Source organism: Bradyrhizobium sp. SZCCT0231, from assembly GCF_018130245.1.
GTDB lineage: Bacteria > Pseudomonadota > Alphaproteobacteria > Rhizobiales > Xanthobacteraceae > Bradyrhizobium > Bradyrhizobium japonicum_F.
Genome location: NZ_JAFCKP010000026.1, coordinates 17,692 through 33,831 on the forward strand (window position 1 = coordinate 17,692; position 16,140 = coordinate 33,831).

At 64.3% G+C, this 16,140-nt stretch carries 14 protein-coding genes; 9 read left to right on the forward strand and 5 right to left on the reverse strand.

Annotated features, from left to right (window positions below):
• Nucleotides 1-222: 222 nt before the first annotated feature.
• Nucleotides 223-1,167: a penicillin-insensitive murein endopeptidase gene (gene mepA / locus JQ566_RS32480; RefSeq protein WP_212379997.1), complete on the forward strand. Its 945-nt coding sequence runs from the start codon at nt 223-225 to the stop codon at nt 1,165-1,167.
• A 227-nt stretch (nt 1,168-1,394) separates the two neighbouring features.
• Here the strand turns inward: mepA and JQ566_RS32485 are convergent, their stop codons facing one another.
• Nucleotides 1,395-2,408 (reverse strand): helix-turn-helix domain-containing protein, encoded by a 1,014-nt coding sequence (locus JQ566_RS32485; protein WP_212379999.1) that lies wholly within the window; start codon nt 2,406-2,408, stop codon nt 1,395-1,397.
• Between the two features lie 496 nt (nt 2,409-2,904).
• Here JQ566_RS32485 and JQ566_RS32490 point away from each other — a divergent pair, with 496 nt between their 5' ends.
• The 4 genes from JQ566_RS32490 to modC all read left to right on the forward strand — a co-directional run bounded on the left by JQ566_RS32490 (nt 2,905) and on the right by modC (nt 7,436).
• Nucleotides 2,905-4,698 carry an autotransporter domain-containing protein gene (locus JQ566_RS32490; protein WP_212380001.1) on the forward strand — a complete coding sequence of 598 codons (1,794 nt, stop codon included), beginning with the start codon at nt 2,905-2,907 and terminating at the stop codon, nt 4,696-4,698.
• A gap of 564 nt (nt 4,699-5,262) precedes the next feature.
• Entirely contained in the window at nt 5,263-6,048 is a 786-nt protein-coding gene (gene modA, locus JQ566_RS32495; RefSeq protein ID WP_212380003.1) for a molybdate ABC transporter substrate-binding protein, read from the forward strand.
• A 27-nt stretch (nt 6,049-6,075) separates the two neighbouring features.
• Nucleotides 6,076-6,771, forward strand: coding sequence for a molybdate ABC transporter permease subunit (gene modB, locus JQ566_RS32500; protein WP_212380006.1), 696 nt, complete (start codon nt 6,076-6,078; stop codon nt 6,769-6,771).
• 2 nt (nt 6,772-6,773) lie between these two features.
• Nucleotides 6,774-7,436 carry a molybdenum ABC transporter ATP-binding protein gene (modC, locus tag JQ566_RS32505; protein WP_212380008.1) on the forward strand — a complete coding sequence of 221 codons (663 nt, stop codon included), beginning with the start codon at nt 6,774-6,776 and terminating at the stop codon, nt 7,434-7,436.
• A 148-nt stretch (nt 7,437-7,584) separates the two neighbouring features.
• Here the strand turns inward: modC and JQ566_RS32510 are convergent, their stop codons facing one another.
• Together JQ566_RS32510 and JQ566_RS32515 are read right to left on the reverse strand one after the other, a co-directional pair.
• Nucleotides 7,585-7,818 (reverse strand): PepSY domain-containing protein, encoded by a 234-nt coding sequence (locus tag JQ566_RS32510; protein ID WP_249139943.1) that lies wholly within the window; start codon nt 7,816-7,818, stop codon nt 7,585-7,587.
• A 74-nt stretch (nt 7,819-7,892) separates the two neighbouring features.
• Nucleotides 7,893-9,686: a potassium/proton antiporter gene (locus JQ566_RS32515; RefSeq protein WP_212380010.1), complete on the reverse strand. Its 1,794-nt coding sequence runs from the start codon at nt 9,684-9,686 to the stop codon at nt 7,893-7,895.
• A gap of 209 nt (nt 9,687-9,895) precedes the next feature.
• Here JQ566_RS32515 and JQ566_RS32520 point away from each other — a divergent pair, with 209 nt between their 5' ends.
• Nucleotides 9,896-11,212 (forward strand): mechanosensitive ion channel family protein, encoded by a 1,317-nt coding sequence (locus tag JQ566_RS32520; protein WP_212380012.1) that lies wholly within the window; start codon nt 9,896-9,898, stop codon nt 11,210-11,212.
• A gap of 185 nt (nt 11,213-11,397) precedes the next feature.
• Nucleotides 11,398-12,219, forward strand: a complete 822-nt coding sequence (gene map, locus JQ566_RS32525) for a type I methionyl aminopeptidase (protein WP_212380014.1) — start codon at nt 11,398-11,400, stop codon at nt 12,217-12,219.
• 10 nt (nt 12,220-12,229) lie between these two features.
• Here map and JQ566_RS32530 read toward each other — a convergent pair whose 3' ends face one another.
• A complete protein-coding gene (locus JQ566_RS32530; RefSeq protein ID WP_212380016.1) occupies nt 12,230-12,826 on the reverse strand; it encodes a bifunctional transcriptional activator/DNA repair enzyme AdaA in 597 nt (198 codons plus the stop codon).
• A 131-nt stretch (nt 12,827-12,957) separates the two neighbouring features.
• Between JQ566_RS32530 and JQ566_RS32535 the strand changes: the two genes are divergently transcribed.
• Complete coding sequence (locus JQ566_RS32535; RefSeq protein WP_212380019.1) at nt 12,958-13,878, forward strand: DMT family transporter; 921 nt, start codon at nt 12,958-12,960, stop codon at nt 13,876-13,878.
• Between the two features lie 55 nt (nt 13,879-13,933).
• Nucleotides 13,934-14,647: a RadC family protein gene (gene radC, locus JQ566_RS32540; RefSeq protein ID WP_212380020.1), complete on the forward strand. Its 714-nt coding sequence runs from the start codon at nt 13,934-13,936 to the stop codon at nt 14,645-14,647.
• 47 nt (nt 14,648-14,694) lie between these two features.
• Here radC and JQ566_RS32545 read toward each other — a convergent pair whose 3' ends face one another.
• Entirely contained in the window at nt 14,695-15,993 is a 1,299-nt protein-coding gene (locus JQ566_RS32545) for a hypothetical protein (protein WP_212380023.1), read from the reverse strand.
• Nucleotides 15,994-16,140 lie beyond the last annotated feature (147 nt).

A 16,140-nucleotide genomic window follows, 5' to 3' on the forward strand; every position in this document is an offset into this window, starting at 1 on the left:
AATTGCGCGCGCGCCTGAATCAGTTCCGAAATCGCGCACAATTGCATGCGAGCTCCAGATTTTCCTCACGCCGCGCACGAATTTTGGTCAATGCAGGATACGGTTATTGCTCCGTTAAGAAACGGCGGCTCGAGACGCGATTTGGGCGAACTCTCACGCCGGTAGCCGGCTCGACGTCTCATCCTTAACCCTGATGCAGCATTGGGCTATAAGGACGTCAGCATGAGTCGCCGCGGCATCACCCTCCTCCTGCTCTCGTTCGCTCTCCTGGGCGCCAGCGGCGCGCCGGCCCAGGACAAGGGCAGCATCAATCCGAAGCCGTTGCCGCCGCTCGCCAATCCGAACGATCCCGATCTCGCCGCCAAGGAGCTGTTCGCGCGAAAGCTGCTGCCGTCGAAAGGGCCGGCCCATGTCATCGGCTCCTACACCAAGGGCTGCATCGGCGGCGCGGACCAGATGCCGGTCAACGGCGACCGTTGGCAGGTGATGCGGCTGTCGCGCAATCGCAACTTTGGCCATCCCGACCTGATCGCGCTGGTCAAGCGGCTCGCCGCGAAGGCGCACAAGGACGCGGGATGGCCCGGCATCCTGGTCGGCGATATCGCCCAGCCGCGCGGCGGCCCGGCGCTGTCTGGCCATGCCAGCCACCAGATCGGTCTCGATGCCGACATCTGGCTGACGCCGATGCCGGACCGCCGGCTCTCGCGCGAGGAGCGCGAGGACATGTCGGCAGTGATGATGGTGCGCCCGGACCGGCTCGACGTCGACCCCAGGGTGTTCACGCCAGGCCATGTGCTGGTGCTACGCGATGCGGCGCGGGAGCCCGCCGTGCAGCGCATCTTCGTCAACGCCGCGATCAAGAAGGCGCTGTGCCGCGAGGCCAAGGGCGACCGCGCGTGGCTGTCGAAGATCCGCCCCTGGTGGGGCCACGACTACCACTTCCACATCCGCATGCGCTGCCCGGCGGGCGCCGGCGAATGCGAGGGCCAGCCGTCACAGGCCGAGGACGAAGGCTGCAAGCCCGCCGATCTCGCCTACTGGTTCTCCGACGCAGTGCTGCACCCCAAGCCGCCGCCGGAGCCGCCAAAGCCGAAGCCGCCGATGACGCTGGCGCAGATGCCGGCGGCCTGCAAGGCGGTGCTGCACGCGGGCGATGCGAAACCGTAGTGTAAGCTGCCGCCTCACCTACCGCTGTCGTCCCGGGGCGCGAAGCGAACCCGGGACCCATAACCACAGGGAGTGGTTGGGGCGCGAGCTGGTAACTCCGAATCTCCGTTCCCACACCCGCCTGTGGCTATGGGTCCCGGATCGGCGCTCCGCTCCAGACAACGCTACGCGTTGTCCAGAGCTGCGCTTGTCCGGGACGACGAGGGGAGATTGACGCTGCCGCCTAATCACCGCCGGCCGAGAACATGGAGCGGACCGTCGGCCGCGCTTGTTTCACGGGACCATGCCTCGGCGCGGTCCCTGATTTCGCCCGGCGTCAAGCCGAACTGGCGGCGGAAGGCCCGGACAAAGGTGGAATCGCCGCTGAATTGCAGTTCGACCGCAAGATCGATCAAGCGTCTACTTCGCGCCGCCGGCGAAATGAGCAGAAGCAAAGCGCGATTGAGCCGCTGATCCTGCACGTAGTGCGCAAGTCCTCCATCGGCCTCGAACAGCCGGTAGAGGCTGGCGCGAGACAATCGAAAGCGGCTGCAGAGATCGTCCGCACTGAGCGCGCCGGTGTGGAGATTGGCGTCGATATGCTGCTTGATCGCTGCCAGGAGTAGTCGGCGTTCCGCCCGCCCGACATCGCCATGAGCGTCGGCCGCACGGCCGGCGACTTCTGCGATGACGTCGCATATGCCATCGACGATCACCGCGGTCACGGCGGCTGCGTCGACGGTTTCCGGTTGTTGCCAAAGCGCCGCAAACTGATCGGCGAGGAGACGCGCACGACGATCGCATCCCGGCAGAAGCGTCGCCGAAGACGAATCCGGGTGCGCCAGCCGCGGGGCGAGCACCGGACGCGGCAGGATCAGCGAGGTCTGCCGCGAACGTTCCCCGCCCGTCCCCGTCAGCCAGGTGCGGCTCGGCTGCGCCATGTCGATCAGGCAGACGTCACCGGGGCGCAGCGCTATTTCGCGGCGCCCCGAGGCAAACCGTATCTGTCCCTGGGAGCAAAGGGTGATGTGATAATGATCGAGACCGCCACGCGCGATATGCGCGGCCGTGCGATCATATTCGAGCGGCGAAGTCACACTCTCGACCAGCATGCCCTTGCCGGTCATCTTCGTCGCGGACAACAGGTAAAAGTCGTCCGGCGCGTCGAGCGGGATGACGTCGCAGATATCCGACGTCGCCGCGCGAAGTGCCGCCAGCGCCTGTCTGCCGATTCCGGGGGGCGCTACCGCCAGCTTGCTCATATGTCCTTTGTCCGCATCGCTGCTCAACGCGGCAAGGTCGCGTGGCCTTATCTGCTGGTGCCCCGGGCCGAGCGCCAACCTCGTTGTTCATCTGTACTCAGCCGAACAGCGACACGCAACCGACGAGGGGTTGGCAGCGGCCGTCCGCTGCCGGTGATTGTGTCGTTTCGGCACCAGCATTTGTCCGAGATGTGAGCATGAGATTCTGGGCACATTGCCCCACTGAGCTGCCTGCTATGCAGCGGCATCGGACTTGCGGCACGTCTGCCGCGCCTCTGGCGCGACAGACCGGGGGACTGGAATGCGGATCGTTCGGAAGGCGTTGGTGGCGCTGGCATCGCTGTGCGCGGCGTTTGGCTGGCTGGATGCCGCAATGGCTTCGCCGGGCTGTGATGCGATCAGCATTACACCCCTCGGCGTGGTCACGCCGGGGACAGGATTTGTCCGAGGCGACACGATCACGCTCACCCTTACGAACAATTCCGGGAACAGTTTCATGTCTCTGATAGATGGTACGGCGTTCGCGGTCTTGGCGGGTCCGACCACAACGGCTTTGACCTACGTCGTGCCGGCGGATACATCGGACGCGCTGCATTTTGGCGGCACACTCTATCCGGGGGATAGTGTCGCCGGCCTCTGCGTCAATGCGCCGGCGCCGACCGTCTCCTCGGTCAGCCCTAACACCGGCGCGGCGCTAGGCGGCACGTCAGTCGTCATCACCGGCACTGGCTTCGCTTTTGTCACGGCCGTGGCGTTCGGCAGCAGCGCAGCGACCTCCTTCACCGTCAACAACGGCACGCAAATCACCGCCGTCGTCCCGGCGCATGCCGCGGGGGCGGTCGATGTGGTCGTCACGAACAATGTCGGCAGCAGCACGCTCTCCGGCGGCTTCACCTATACCAACGCCAGCACGTCGGTGACCCTGACGTCGTCGCCGAACCCGAGCCAGTCCGGGCAGGCCGTGGCATTCAGTGCATCGGTGGCAAGCAGCGGCGGTTCTCCGTCCGGCACGATGACCTTCAGCGACGGCGGCGTCGTGTTCGGTACCGTTGCCCTGAGCGGGGGCGTTGCCACCCTGACAACGGCATCGCTCTCGGTCGGGACGCACAACATCACGGCGACATATAATGCCGGCCCCGGGTTCTCCGGGTCTGCGTCCGCAGCGCTTGCCCAGATGGTGAATGTGCCGGCCGACAGCAGCAGGCTGCGCTCGATGCAGATCGTCGCGACCAGGACCGTGGCGCAGATTTCGGGCCAAGCCATCTCCGGCGCCATCGATGGCGCGATCGCGGATGGCTTCTCCGACAATCCGTCGCCGGTGATGTCGAACGGTGACGGCATGCGGTTCAACTTCGCCGCGGCCGACGATGACGGTGGCAGACGAGGACCGTTCGGGGCCATGCGGTCGCCGACCAACGACCGAGTCGACGATGCCTTCTCGGCGCTCGCTTACGCGGGTAGCGCCCGGCCGGCGACGAAAGCGTCGCCGCGCGTCGCGCAGCGCGACTGGCAGGCCTGGATCGATGTGCGCGGAGGCGGCATTCGCAACAACTCCGGCACCGCGAACGATCTCTCCGGCGGTCAGATCAATGTGGCGGCCGGCCTGACCCGCAAGCTGACGCCCGACGTCTTGATCGGCATGCTCGTTGGTTACGAGAACTTCCGATATGACTCGGCCTTTCTCACCGCCCGGCTCCGCGGCGACGGCTGGACTGGCGGCGCCTATCTCGGCTGGCGGCTCTGGAATCGTCTCCGCCTCGATGCCGCCGTGGCCTATACCGGACTCGACTATTCGCTGACGGCCGGGACGGCCGCGGCTTCGTTGCCCGGCCGGCGCGTGCTCGTGTCGGCGGGCCTGACCGGCAACTACCGGCTTGCCGATGTCGACCTCGAACCGTCGGCGCGCGTCTACGCGCTGTGGGAGCATCAGGATGGCTATACGGACAGCCTTGGTACCTTGCAGACCGACCGAAATTTCTCCTCCGGCCGCGCCAGCACCGGCCTGAAGGCCGCGCGGTCCTGGATGATCGGGTCCGATTTCACCATCGCGCCCTATGTCGGCATCTACGCCGACTACTATTTCAGCAAGGACGGGACCGATACCAGCGGGCTTTCCGCGATCGCCACGGTTCCGTTCATCGTCCTCCAGTCCTGGTCGGCACGCGTCACCTCGGGCGCGGCGATGACATTCGCAGGAGGACCGCGGGTCTCGCTCGGCGGTGAAGTCGGCGGGCTGGGCCGCGATTACACGCTCTGGAGTGCCAAGGCGCAGGCCGCCTTTCCCTTCTAGGACAAATCTCCATTCAACGGAGCTAGATGCAGATTGCGGCGCGGAAGCCGGCGGCGCAGCGCATCTTCGTCAACGCCGCCGCCCCGCCGCTGTCGTCCCGGACAAGCGCGCCCCAAGCCAGCGCCGATCCGGGACCCATACCCCCAGGGAGAATTTGTTGCGCGAAGCAGGTCAGTCCGAATCCCCGTAACCACACCCGCCTGTGGCTATGGGTCCCGGATCGGCGCTTCGCTCCGGACAACGCTGCGCGTTGTCTAGAGCTACGCTTGTCCGGGACGAGAGCGGTGATTGCGGCGCCTGTCCGCGATGGCAAACGAGGTGATTGGTGCTCAAGCCGGCGCCCTCAGCGGTGGTCGCGACCGCGACCCTGCCGGCGCAATAGGGGACAATCGGTAGCCCTTTGACCTCGGGCGCCAGCCTGCTATCTTCGCAATTGCGATATCCCTGCCGGCCGTAAGCCGCAGCCGGGCCCGTGGAGCAGCGCTTCCACCCGTCGCGACCTACCCACCAACGCCAGTCCTGCGCATGCATCCTGCGTGCGGGACTCGCACGGAGCGCTCTCCCATGTTTCGCCTATCAGGACTTCTCACTGCCTTCGTCATCCTCGCCGGCACGGCCCTCTCGCCCGCCGCGGCCGAGGACAAGACCATCACCGTGTTCGCCGCGGCCTCGATGAAGAACGCGCTGGACGAGATCGACGCCGCCTACACCGCCAAGACCGGCGTCAAGTTCAGCGTCAGCTATGCGGCAAGCTCGGCGCTGGCCAAGCAGATCGAGCAGGGCGCGCCGGCCGATGTGTTCGTCTCGGCCGACACCGACTGGATGGACTACGCGATCGCCAAGAAGACCATCAACGAGCCTTCCAGGGTCAACCTGCTCGGCAACAGCATCGTGCTGATCGCGCCGAAGGATTCCAGGATCGACAACGTGACGATCGCGCAAGGCTTCGATCTCGCCAAGCTCGCCGGCGACGGCAGGATCGCGACCGGCGACGTCAAATCGGTACCAGCAGGCAAATATGCCAAGGCGGCGCTGGAAAAGCTCGGCGCCTGGCGGGCCGCGGAGCCGAAATTCGCGATGGCCGAGAGCGTGCGCGCGGCGCTGACGCTGGTCGCCCGCGGCGAGGCCAATCTCGGCATCGTTTATTCCACCGACGCCAAGGTCGAGCCGGGCGTGAAGATCGTCGGCACCTTCCCGGCGGATTCGCATCCCGCGATCATCTATCCGGTCGCGGCGACCACCATCGCCAAGCCGGAGACGAATGACTATCTCGCCTTCCTGCGCTCGACGGCGGCCAAGACCATTCTGGAAAAATACGGCTTCAAGTTCCTGATCAGTCCCACAACTTAAGTCTTGCGACGTGATATCTGCGGCTTGATGTCTGAGATTTCCCCCGCCGAATGGACGGCGATCCTGCTCTCGCTCAGGGTCGCCGTCATCGCAACGCTGGTGGCGACGCCATTCGGCATCGCGCTGGCATGGCTGCTCGCGCGGCGTGACTTCTGGGGCAAGTCGCTGCTCGACGCCGTCGTGCATCTGCCTCTCGTGTTGCCGCCTGTCGTCACCGGCTATCTGCTCCTGCTGACGTTCGGCCGGCGCGGCCTCGTCGGCGGCTTTCTCGCCGACCATCTCGGCATCGTCTTCGCATTCCGCTGGACTGGCGCGGCGCTCGCCTGCGGCGTGATGTCGTTTCCGCTGCTGGTGCGCCCGATGCGGCTGTCGATCGAGGCGATCGACCGCCGGCTCGAGCAGGCCGCGGAGACGCTCGGCGCGGCGCCGTGGAAAGTGTTCTTCACGGTGACGTTGCCGCTGGCGCTGCCCGGCGTGCTCGCCGGCATGGTGCTGGGCTTTGCCAAGGCGATCGGCGAGTTCGGCGCCACCATCACCTTCGTCTCCAACATTCCCGGCGAGACCCAGACGATTTCCTCGGCGATCTATTCGCTGATCCAGACGCCGGACGGCGATGCCGCGGCGGGACGGCTGGTGATCGTCTCGACCGTGCTGGCGCTGGGCGCATTGATTGCCGCCGAGTGGTTCGCCCGCCGCGCCACCGCGCGGCTGCACGGAAACTGACCATGCTGCGCGTCGACATCGAAAAACAGCTCGGCGAATTCTCGCTGCATGCAGCGTTCAGCAGCGAAGGCCGTGCCATCGGCCTGTTCGGCGCCTCGGGCGCCGGCAAGACGTCACTGGTCAACATGATCGCAGGGCTGCTGCGGCCGGACCGCGGCACCATCGTGATCGACGGCGAAACCGTCGACGACACCGCAGCCGGCATCCATGTCCCGGCCTGGCGCCGCCGCATCGGCTACGTGTTCCAGGACGCGCGGCTGTTTCCGCATCTCAACGTCGCGCAGAATCTCGACTACGGACGGCGGATGAACCGCCTGCCGTCCGATCCTGTCCAGCAGAAGCGCATCATCGACCTGCTCGACATCGGCGCGCTGCTCGATCGCCGTCCCGGAAAGCTCTCCGGCGGCGAGCGCCAGCGCGTCGCGCTCGGACGCGCGCTGTTGTCGAAGCCGCGCCTCTTGCTGCTCGACGAGCCGCTCGGCGCGCTCGACGAGGGCCGCAAGCTCGAGATCCTGCCTTATCTGGTGCGGCTGCGGGACGAAGCCAACGTACCCATGGTCTATGTCAGCCACGACGCCGCCGAGCTGCGCCAGCTCGCGACGCAGATCGTGATGCTGAAGCAGGGCCGCGTGACGAGTTTCGGCGGGGTGAAGGTGCTGACGTGAGGCGTCGGCCGGATGAAGGTGCCGTAGCCCGGATGGAGCGCAGCGCAATCCGGGACTTTCCGCCGGGAGACTTCCCCGGATTACGCGGAGCCTGTCATCGGGCGGCGCTTCGCGCCGACCCGTTGGCTCCATCCGGGCTACGAAATAGCTACCAGCCGCGCTCGACGTTGCGCACCTTGCCCGTTCTCGCGTCGACATAGACCTCCATCCAGCGGCCGGCACGGTCGCGTCCGTCGACCTCCCATTCGTCGCCGAGGAAGTTCGTGTGCGAGACCGTCACAACGCCAAGATCGCTCGCGACATCGAGCGCGACCTGCATCGAGATCCGATCACCGGTGTCATAGCCTTCGGGTGGGCAAAGGCGCTCTTGCGCCGTGCCCACCGTCTTTTCTGTTGGTGGGCACGGCGCAAGGGCGCCTTTGCCCACCCTACGGCAGCTGCAGAACGACGGAGAGACTAGACCCCCGCCACCGAGGTCCACAGCTCCGCAAGCTTCTTGCGCAGCGCCTGCGCGCGCGTCAGTGGCGCGGGCGTCTCGTCTTCTTCGGGCAGGCGGAGGCCGACGACGTTGACGCGGCCGCCGGAGATCGAGCGCGCGACAAGCACGATCTCGTCCAGCGCGAGCTCGGCGCCCTCCTTCGGCGCGCGGTCGAGATGGACGTCGAAATAGTCGGCGAGCGTGAGCTTGCTCTCGTCGTCGCTCACCTTCACGCCGTAGATCTCCGCGAGCTCGGCGAGCGTGTGCTCGCCGGAGACCATGAAGTCGCCGAGCAGGTGCGGATCGGGCTCCGTGCTCGGCTGCATGTCGACGAAGAAGCGGTCGAGCGACTCGGCCTTTTCCGGCGGCGCCAGCAGGTAGATGTAGTCCCCGGGCGCGATCGGGTCGGCTTCCACCGGCGTCAGGATGTTCTCGTTGCGGATGACGAGCGTCGGCTTGGACCAGGACGGGATCAGGCCGCGGCGGAAATACAGGCTCTTGGGCCGCACCGGATAGCCGACCAGCTGCTGCTCGAGCTGGCCGGGCAGATCCAATTCGACGCGGCGCGGGCCGCGCTCGGCGCGCGGCAGCGCCACGTGCAGCTTGCGCGCGGCGGGCGCCAGGGTCCAGCCTTGCAGCAGCAGCGAGATGATGACGACGACGAAGGCAACATCGAAATAGAGATAGGCCTTCGACAGCCCGACCAGCATCGGGATCGAGGCCAGGAAGATCGCGACCGCGCCGCGCAAGCCCGTCCAGGCGATGAAGATCTTTTCGCGCCAGTTGAAGCGGAACGGCGCAAGGCACACGAACACCGCGAGCGGCCGCGCCACCAGCATCAGCACGAGCGCGACGGCGACCGCCGGCAGCACGCTGGCCCCTAACCGGCTCGGCGAGACCAGCAGGCCGAGCAGCACGAACATCACGATCTGCGCCAGCCAGGTCGCGGCATCGAGGAACGTCACCACCGAATTATGCGCGCGCGTCGGCCGGTTGCCGATGATGATGCCGGCGAGATAGACCGCGAGGAAGCCGGAGGCGTGCATGATCTGCGAGCCGCCGAAGATCACGAGCGCACCCGTGGTCACGAACGGCGCATGCAGGCCCTGCGGCAGCGCCACCTGATTGAGGGCGATCACGACGAGGCGCCCGCCGATCACGCCGACGACGGCGCCCAGCGCCGCCTCGAGCACGAACTCCATCAGCACATGGCCGGGCGAGCTCGAGCCGACCGAGATGTATTCCACCAGCATCAAGGTGAGGAAGATCGCGAAGGGATCGTTGGTGCCGGACTCCGCCTCCAGCGTCGCACCGACGCGCGGACGCAGACGCAGGCCCTGGGTGTGCACCAGGAGGAACACGGCGGCCGCGTCGGTCGAGGCCACCACGGCACCGACCAGCAGCGACTCCGACCAGTTGAGGTCGAGCGCGTATTTCGCGAACGGCGCCGTGACCACTGCGGTCAACAGCACGCCGACGGTCGCGAGCACCACGGAGGGCGCGAGCACGGTGCGGATGCTGGCAAAGCGCGTGCGCAAGCCGCCGTCGAACAGGATCAAGGCGAGCGCCACCGAGCCGACCAGATAGGTGGTGCGGACGTCGTCGAATTGGAGCTGCCCGGGGCCGGAATCGCCGGCGAGCATGCCGATGACAAGGAAGACGAGCAGCAGGGGCGCGCCGAAGCGCAGCGCGAGCAGGCTCGAGAGGATGCCGGCCATGACGAGGACGGCGCCGAGCAATATGGCGAGACTGACGGAGTCGAGGGAGGCCATCCACCTTCCGGGTACAAATCGCTGGAATTTCATCCTTATCGTCGGCGGACTCGCGCGCCAACCCATTTTCTTCCGCTCGCGGCAATCTGCCTGTATTTTACGGCCTTAACGCGCTTCACTTACCGGTGTATCGATGGCCCCGCCGTGCCCTTTGTGGGATTCTGCGGCTCCCTCGAATCAATTCCTCCCCGCGCTTGCCGACGAGACCGATGGACATGGACCTCAAAGACTTCATGGAGTTCGTGCAGACGACCGCACGCAGCGTCGGGGCGGAAATCTCCTCACCCTGGTTCTACCTGCAATTCGGTCTCATCCTGGCCGCGGCCGGCATCGCCTATGCCGCGGAAGCCGCCATTCGCAGCCGCGTCGACATGACGTCACTGGCGATGCGCTGGCCGCTGCCGCTCCGGCACTTCGCCCGGGTGATGGTCTCCAGCGCCTCGACGGCGGTGTTCACGCTGCTCGTGATCGTCTCGCGCGTGGTGATGTACCACGCGACCTGGCCGAGCCGCAGCTATCTGCTGATGGTCGCAGCCAAGCTGGGCTTCGCCTGGCTCGTGATCCGGCTCGTGACCTCGGTGCTGCGCAACGCCTTCATCGTCAGGCTGGTGTCGATCGCGGCGTGGTTCGTCGCCGCGCTCTCCATCGTCGGCCAGCTCGACGCGACGGTCGACCTGCTGGATTCCTTCGCGATCGTGCTCGGCGGTCTCCGGCTGACCCCGCTCTTGGCGCTCAAGGCCGGCGCGCTGCTGCTGATCGCGCTCTGGCTCACCAACATCGCGAGCAATTTCGCCGAGAGCCGGATCAACGCGACCACGGATCTGACGCCGTCGGTGCAGGTGCTGCTGGTGAAGATCATCCGCATCGGGCTTCTTGCCGTCGCAATCGTCATTGCGCTCGGCGCCGTCGGCATCGACCTGTCGGCGCTCGCGGTGTTCTCCGGCGCGGTCGGCGTCGGCATCGGTATCGGCCTGCAGAAGATCGTCGCCAATTTCATCTCGGGCATCATCCTGCTCGCCGACAAATCGGTGAAGCCGGGCGATCTCGTCACCATCGGCGACAATACCGGTCGCATCAGCGCGATGAAGACGCGCTATATTTCCGTCGCCGCCGGCGACGGCCGCGAATTCCTGGTTCCGAACGAGGATCTGGTGACGCAGAAGGTCGTCAACTGGACCTATACCGACAAGAACACGCTGGTGAAGATCGCCTTCGGCACCAATTACGACGCCGATCCCCGCCTGGTCTGCACGCACGCCGCCGAGACCGCCGCCGCCCATCCGCGCGCGCAGAAGGGCAAGCCGCCGACCTGCATCCTGACCGAGTTCGCCGAAGCCGGGATGAAGTTCTCGCTGACCTTCTGGATCGCCGATCCCGACGGCATGGACAAGGTCAAGAGCGACGTGATGCTGGAGCTGTGGGACGCCTTCAAGCGCGAGGGCATCCGGGTTCCCTACCCCGTCCGCGAAATCCGCATCCGCGGCGGCGCCCTGCCGGTGGAAACCACCGTAGAAGTCCCGAATTAGGTCACTTTCGCCCCCAAGGCTGGCAAGGCTCTTGTTTTGACGCGTTTTCTTCACGCGAACCGGTAGCCACTTCGCTCGAAAACGCTCTGCTTCGGCTTGCATGAAGGCCGCCAATCATTAAATTAGAGCGTGAAATCAAGCCTTTCCGCCGATATCGAGATCAGCCCCGAGAAGATTTGACACGCATGAGCTACGTCGAAGCCACCGATACCTCCCTGCGCAAGACCGGACAGATCAAGCTGCATGGGCCGAGCGCCTTTGCCGGCATGCGCAAGGCAGGCGCGCTGGTGGCGAAATGCCTCGACGAGCTCACCGACATCGTCGGTCCGGGCGTGCCGACCTCGAAGATCGACGAATTCGTCCGCGACTTCGCCTTCAGTAACAGTGCCTATCCGGCGACGCTGATGTATCGCGGCTACCGCTACTCGACCTGCACCTCGCTCAACCACGTGGTCTGCCACGGCATGCCGGGCGACCGTCCGCTGAAGGAAGGCGACATCGTCAACATCGACGTCACCTTCATCGTCGACGGCTGGTACGGCGATTCCAGCCGGATGTATGCGATCGGCCCGATCGCCCGCAAGGCCGAGCGGCTGATCGAGGTGACGTATGAGGCGATGATGCGCGGCATCGCCGCGGTGAAGCCCGGCGCCACCACCGGCGACATCGGCCACGCCATCCAGAGCTTCGTCGAGCCGCAGGGCATGAGCGTGGTACGCGACTTCTGCGGCCATGGCCTCGGGCGCATGTTCCACGACGAGCCGAACATCATCCATATCGGCCGGCCCGGCGAGGGCGTTCAGCTCAAGCCCGGCATGTTCTTCACCATCGAGCCGATGATCAATCTCGGCAAGCCGCATGTGAAGATCCTCTCCGACGGCTGGACCGCGGTGACCCGCGACCGGTCGCTGTCGGCGCAGTTCGAGCACTCCGTCGGCGTGACGGCGACGGGCGTCGAGATTTTCACGCTGTCGGAGCGGCACGGCGAGAAGCAGATCGGGACCTGATCGCGTTGTTCTAGCGCCGCCGGCGGAATGACGATGGCGGCCGCTTATAGGTCGCGGCAAAGGCGTCGTTGAATCTGCGAATACTGCCGAAGCCGGCCGCGAACGCGATCTCCGCCAATGTCATCTCAGTCTGATCAATCAGCCGCTTGGCCTCCTGCACGCGGCGGGTCGCCGCGATCTCGCTCGGGCTTGCGCCGGCGTGGCGCATGAACAGGCGGAGCAGGTGACGCGGCCCGACGCCCAGGGCGTCCGCAAGCTCCGTCATGGTCGCGCGATCGAGAAAGCCGTCATTGATCAGGCGCATGCCGCGCGCGACGGTGGTCGCCGTTCCCATCCAGGCGGGAGAGCCCGGCGCAGCTTCCGGCCGGCAGCGCAGGCATGGGCGAAAGCCGGCCCGCTCGGCGGCCGCCGCGGTCGCATAGAAGGTGACGTTCTCCGAGCGGGCCGGACGCACCGGACACACCGGCCGGCAATAGATGCGCGTCGAGCGAACGCCGGAGAAGAACAGGCCGTCGAAAGCGCGCGCACGCGAAAGGCGCGCCCGATCGCAGGTTGCCCAGTCGAGATGCGGTGGCAGCGTCTGCCGATGCGCCGAGCCTGTCGTCATGGCGAAATCATAGTTTCAGGGCGTCCCGCCGAGTAGCTGAAATCGGACTCGACCGGGCGATGAGGTCCGAATTCAGCCAGCCTGCAGCGCCGCTCCGGATCATGGTGTCGATGGATCCCGGAGCAGATCGCATGAGCACACAGGCGCAACAGACGGCATCAGGGCAAACGCGTCTCGCGTTCGAGATCGGGCTCCTGCTGCTTCTCTCCCTGATCTGGGGCAGCTCATTCACGCTCATCAAGGTCGCGCTTCCGACGATCCCGCCCTTCACGATGGTCGCGGCGCGGGTGACGATCGCGGCTGTTCTCTTGATCATGATCGCTCTCGCGCAGGGACACGCCCTGCCGCGCCGAGGGCCGGTGTGGGCGGCATTCGTCGTGCAGGGGCTGCTGCAAAGCGCGCTGCCCTTCACCCTGATCAGCTGGGGCGAAACGCATATCACCAGCGGTCTCGCCGGCGTGCTCAATGCGACCCCGCCGATGTTCGTGCTGGCGATCGCGATGTCGACCGGACGCGGGCGAGAGACGATCAGCGGCCGCAAGATCATCGGTGTTGCGCTGGGCCTGGCGGGCGTCGCCCTGACCATGCGAGTTGGCGCGCGCTCGGGGATCGGCACCGCCGCGCCGCTGGCGCAGGCCGCCGTGCTGGCTGCGAGCTTCTGCTATGCGCTCGCACCGATCTGGGGGCAGCGGTTCGCGGGCCTTCCCGCGATCGTCACGGCAGCCGGCGCGATGAGCTGCGCCGCGGTCCTGATGCTGCCCATCGCCGCTGTCCTCGATCGGTCCTGGACACTGGCGCCGACGACGCAGGCGATCACGGCGGTGCTCGGCCTTGCCATCGTCTGCACCGCGCTCGCCATGGTGATCTACTTCCGCCTGATCCATACGCTTGGCCCGCTCGGCACGACGAGCGGCAGCTACCTGCGCGCCGGCTTCGCCGTGGCGCTTGGGACCACGCTCCTTGGCGAAAGCTTCACCTGGTCGATGCTGGCCGGCATGATGCTTATCGTCATCGGCGTCATGGCCGTAACCGCCCCCATGCGGAAGCCATGAGAGCAGTGCAATTGTCGGTTGAAAAATTTCGTCGACAAGGCAATGCTGGCGGCCGATGCCCGCCAAGTCAGACCACGACAAGAGCAAGCCTGAGGACGCGCCGCACTATCTCGGCCATCGCGAGCGGCTGCGCGAGCGCTTCTACAGTGCAGGCGCGGATGCGCTCAGCGACTACGAGCTGCTCGAGATGGCGCTGTTTCCGGCGCTGCCGCGGCGCGATACCAAGCCGCTGGCGAAAACGCTGATCAAGACGTTCGGCTCGTTCGCCGAGGTCGTGCATGCGCCGGTGGCGCGGCTGCGCGAGGTCGACGGAGTCGGCGAGTCCGCGATCAACCAGCTCAAGCTGATCGCCGCGGCGGCGCATCGCGTCGCCAAGGGCGGGGTCAATAGCCGCAACGCGCTGTCGTCCTGGAACGAGGTGATCGACTATTGCCGGACCAGCATGGCGTTTTCAGACAAGGAGCAGTTTCGCCTGCTCTTCCTCGACAAGCGCAACCAGCTGATCGCCGACGAGGTGCAGCAGACCGGCACGGTCGACCACACCCCGGTCTATCCGCGCGAGGTGATCAAGCGCGCGCTGGAATTATCGGCGACCGCGCTGATCCTGGTGCACAACCACCCCAGCGGCGATCCCTCGCCCTCGCAGGCCGACATCCAGATGACGAAAGCGATCATCGACATCGCAAAGCCGCTGGGGATTGCCGTGCACGACCACATCATCGTCGGCAGAAGCGGGCATGCGAGCTTGAAGGGGATGAAGCTGATTTGACGTGCGTCTAGAGCATGCATCTGAATGCCAACATTCAGATACCTAGCTTATTTCAATATTTTGAAGCCACTGACCATAGACATGGCTGTCTTGACATCGTCCAAATTGTCAATTGAGGGAATCAAGTAGCCTGCATAGTAGAGTCGATCGTTGCGGCGGACACAAATTCTCAAGAAATATACTCGCACGCTTGTGCTGCCGGCATCACCTAGATCAGCACTTCCTTTCACAACGAAATAGTCTTTGTTCAATCCGATTTCAGATACCGAAACTTTTTCTCCAAACTCTAACAGCGCCGCGTATGTCCCCGAAAATAGTGTCGCGTAATAAAAGTCCATGTCTTTGGTTATAGGAACCATATCGGATTCTGTCTTTGACTTCACAGCCTCCTTCGACGCGTCGTCTATCTTCTCCTTGGCACATATTTCGTACGCCATTCTTGCAGAGGTCGATTTGTCAGACGAAACCTTGGTCGCGATTACAGCCAGCACTTCGTCGACCTGCTCCGGCTTAGCTGCATCGCACAGAATTTTGCCTAACGTTTCCGCGTCGACGACCGTCGCAACTGATTTTGGAGCCAACGGTTTATCGAGCGGAAACAACTCGTTCATTAAGCGAACGTAGAACGATTGGTAATCGCTACTCAACATAGCTTTGAGAGTCTTGTTAAAACTATCTAGAGAAGCGAATAGACTGTTCACCTTCATTTGGTTGGCGATTGTGGAAACATAATCTAAATCTGCCTTTGAGACGCTTCCGAATATCGAACGCGCTCTTAGATTCAGAGGAGCGCCAGCAATCTTAACGTCGATTGCGATTGGCCCTTCATACGATTGCACCTTTGTACGCTGAAGAATGTCTTGGAGCTGCTTGCCTGCACCACCGTCAGAAAACAGGCTTGATGATGTAGCTTGATCCAAACTAGCCGAAACTATCTCGAATTCCGTGGTCTCCTTCCAGCTCCAAGCCGAGCTCGATTGCACAGAAACGGGGACAGCAATACCCAAGGGACGAAATCTTCTGTAGTTCAAACCCAATTGCTCTTCGTCTACTACTAGCGACTTCAAATCAAGAAACGACGTTAGATCATTGACCGTGAAACGTATGCGGGACCGTTCCTGCTCAAGCTCTCCAACTTTGTCTTGATATTGCCTCTTTAGCTCAGTCTCCACTCTCTGAGATACGGCTCTCATTCTTTCTATTTCGACTTCGTGCTTCGAAGCATACATCCAGTTGATCGCGCCATAAATTGTAGACCCAACCGCGATAGCAACGGTACAGAACGTGACAAGTGGGCTCTTCTCAATGAGTTCCTTCAACCAATTATCAGAAGAACGCTTGGCCATGACCGTCGTCCTCATCCAAATCTTTAAAAACTTTAGAATTGTATTGCAGTGAGCCTCATTGGTCCAGCGAGCAATTCAACCATGCCTCAATTTAACGGTGTAAGCTACCTCGACGGAAACATGCTCGATTCCTCCGGTCCATCCGCG

Coding starts and splice junctions, on each gene's coding strand:
- mepA (WP_212379997.1), top strand. CDS start 223: ATGAGTCGCCGCGGCATCACCCTCCTCCTGCTCTCGTTCGCTCTCCTG.
- JQ566_RS32485 (WP_212379999.1), bottom strand. CDS start 2,408: ATGAGCAAGCTGGCGGTAGCGCCCCCCGGAATCGGCAGACAGGCGCTG.
- JQ566_RS32490 (WP_212380001.1), top strand. CDS start 2,905: ATGTCTCTGATAGATGGTACGGCGTTCGCGGTCTTGGCGGGTCCGACC.
- modA (WP_212380003.1), top strand. CDS start 5,263: ATGTTTCGCCTATCAGGACTTCTCACTGCCTTCGTCATCCTCGCCGGC.
- modB (WP_212380006.1), top strand. CDS start 6,076: ATGTCTGAGATTTCCCCCGCCGAATGGACGGCGATCCTGCTCTCGCTC.
- modC (WP_212380008.1), top strand. CDS start 6,774: ATGCTGCGCGTCGACATCGAAAAACAGCTCGGCGAATTCTCGCTGCAT.
- JQ566_RS32515 (WP_212380010.1), bottom strand. CDS start 9,686: ATGGCCTCCCTCGACTCCGTCAGTCTCGCCATATTGCTCGGCGCCGTC.
- JQ566_RS32520 (WP_212380012.1), top strand. CDS start 9,896: ATGGACATGGACCTCAAAGACTTCATGGAGTTCGTGCAGACGACCGCA.
- map (WP_212380014.1), top strand. CDS start 11,398: ATGAGCTACGTCGAAGCCACCGATACCTCCCTGCGCAAGACCGGACAG.
- JQ566_RS32530 (WP_212380016.1), bottom strand. CDS start 12,826: ATGACGACAGGCTCGGCGCATCGGCAGACGCTGCCACCGCATCTCGAC.
- JQ566_RS32535 (WP_212380019.1), top strand. CDS start 12,958: ATGAGCACACAGGCGCAACAGACGGCATCAGGGCAAACGCGTCTCGCG.
- radC (WP_212380020.1), top strand. CDS start 13,934: ATGCCCGCCAAGTCAGACCACGACAAGAGCAAGCCTGAGGACGCGCCG.
- JQ566_RS32545 (WP_212380023.1), bottom strand. CDS start 15,993: ATGGCCAAGCGTTCTTCTGATAATTGGTTGAAGGAACTCATTGAGAAG.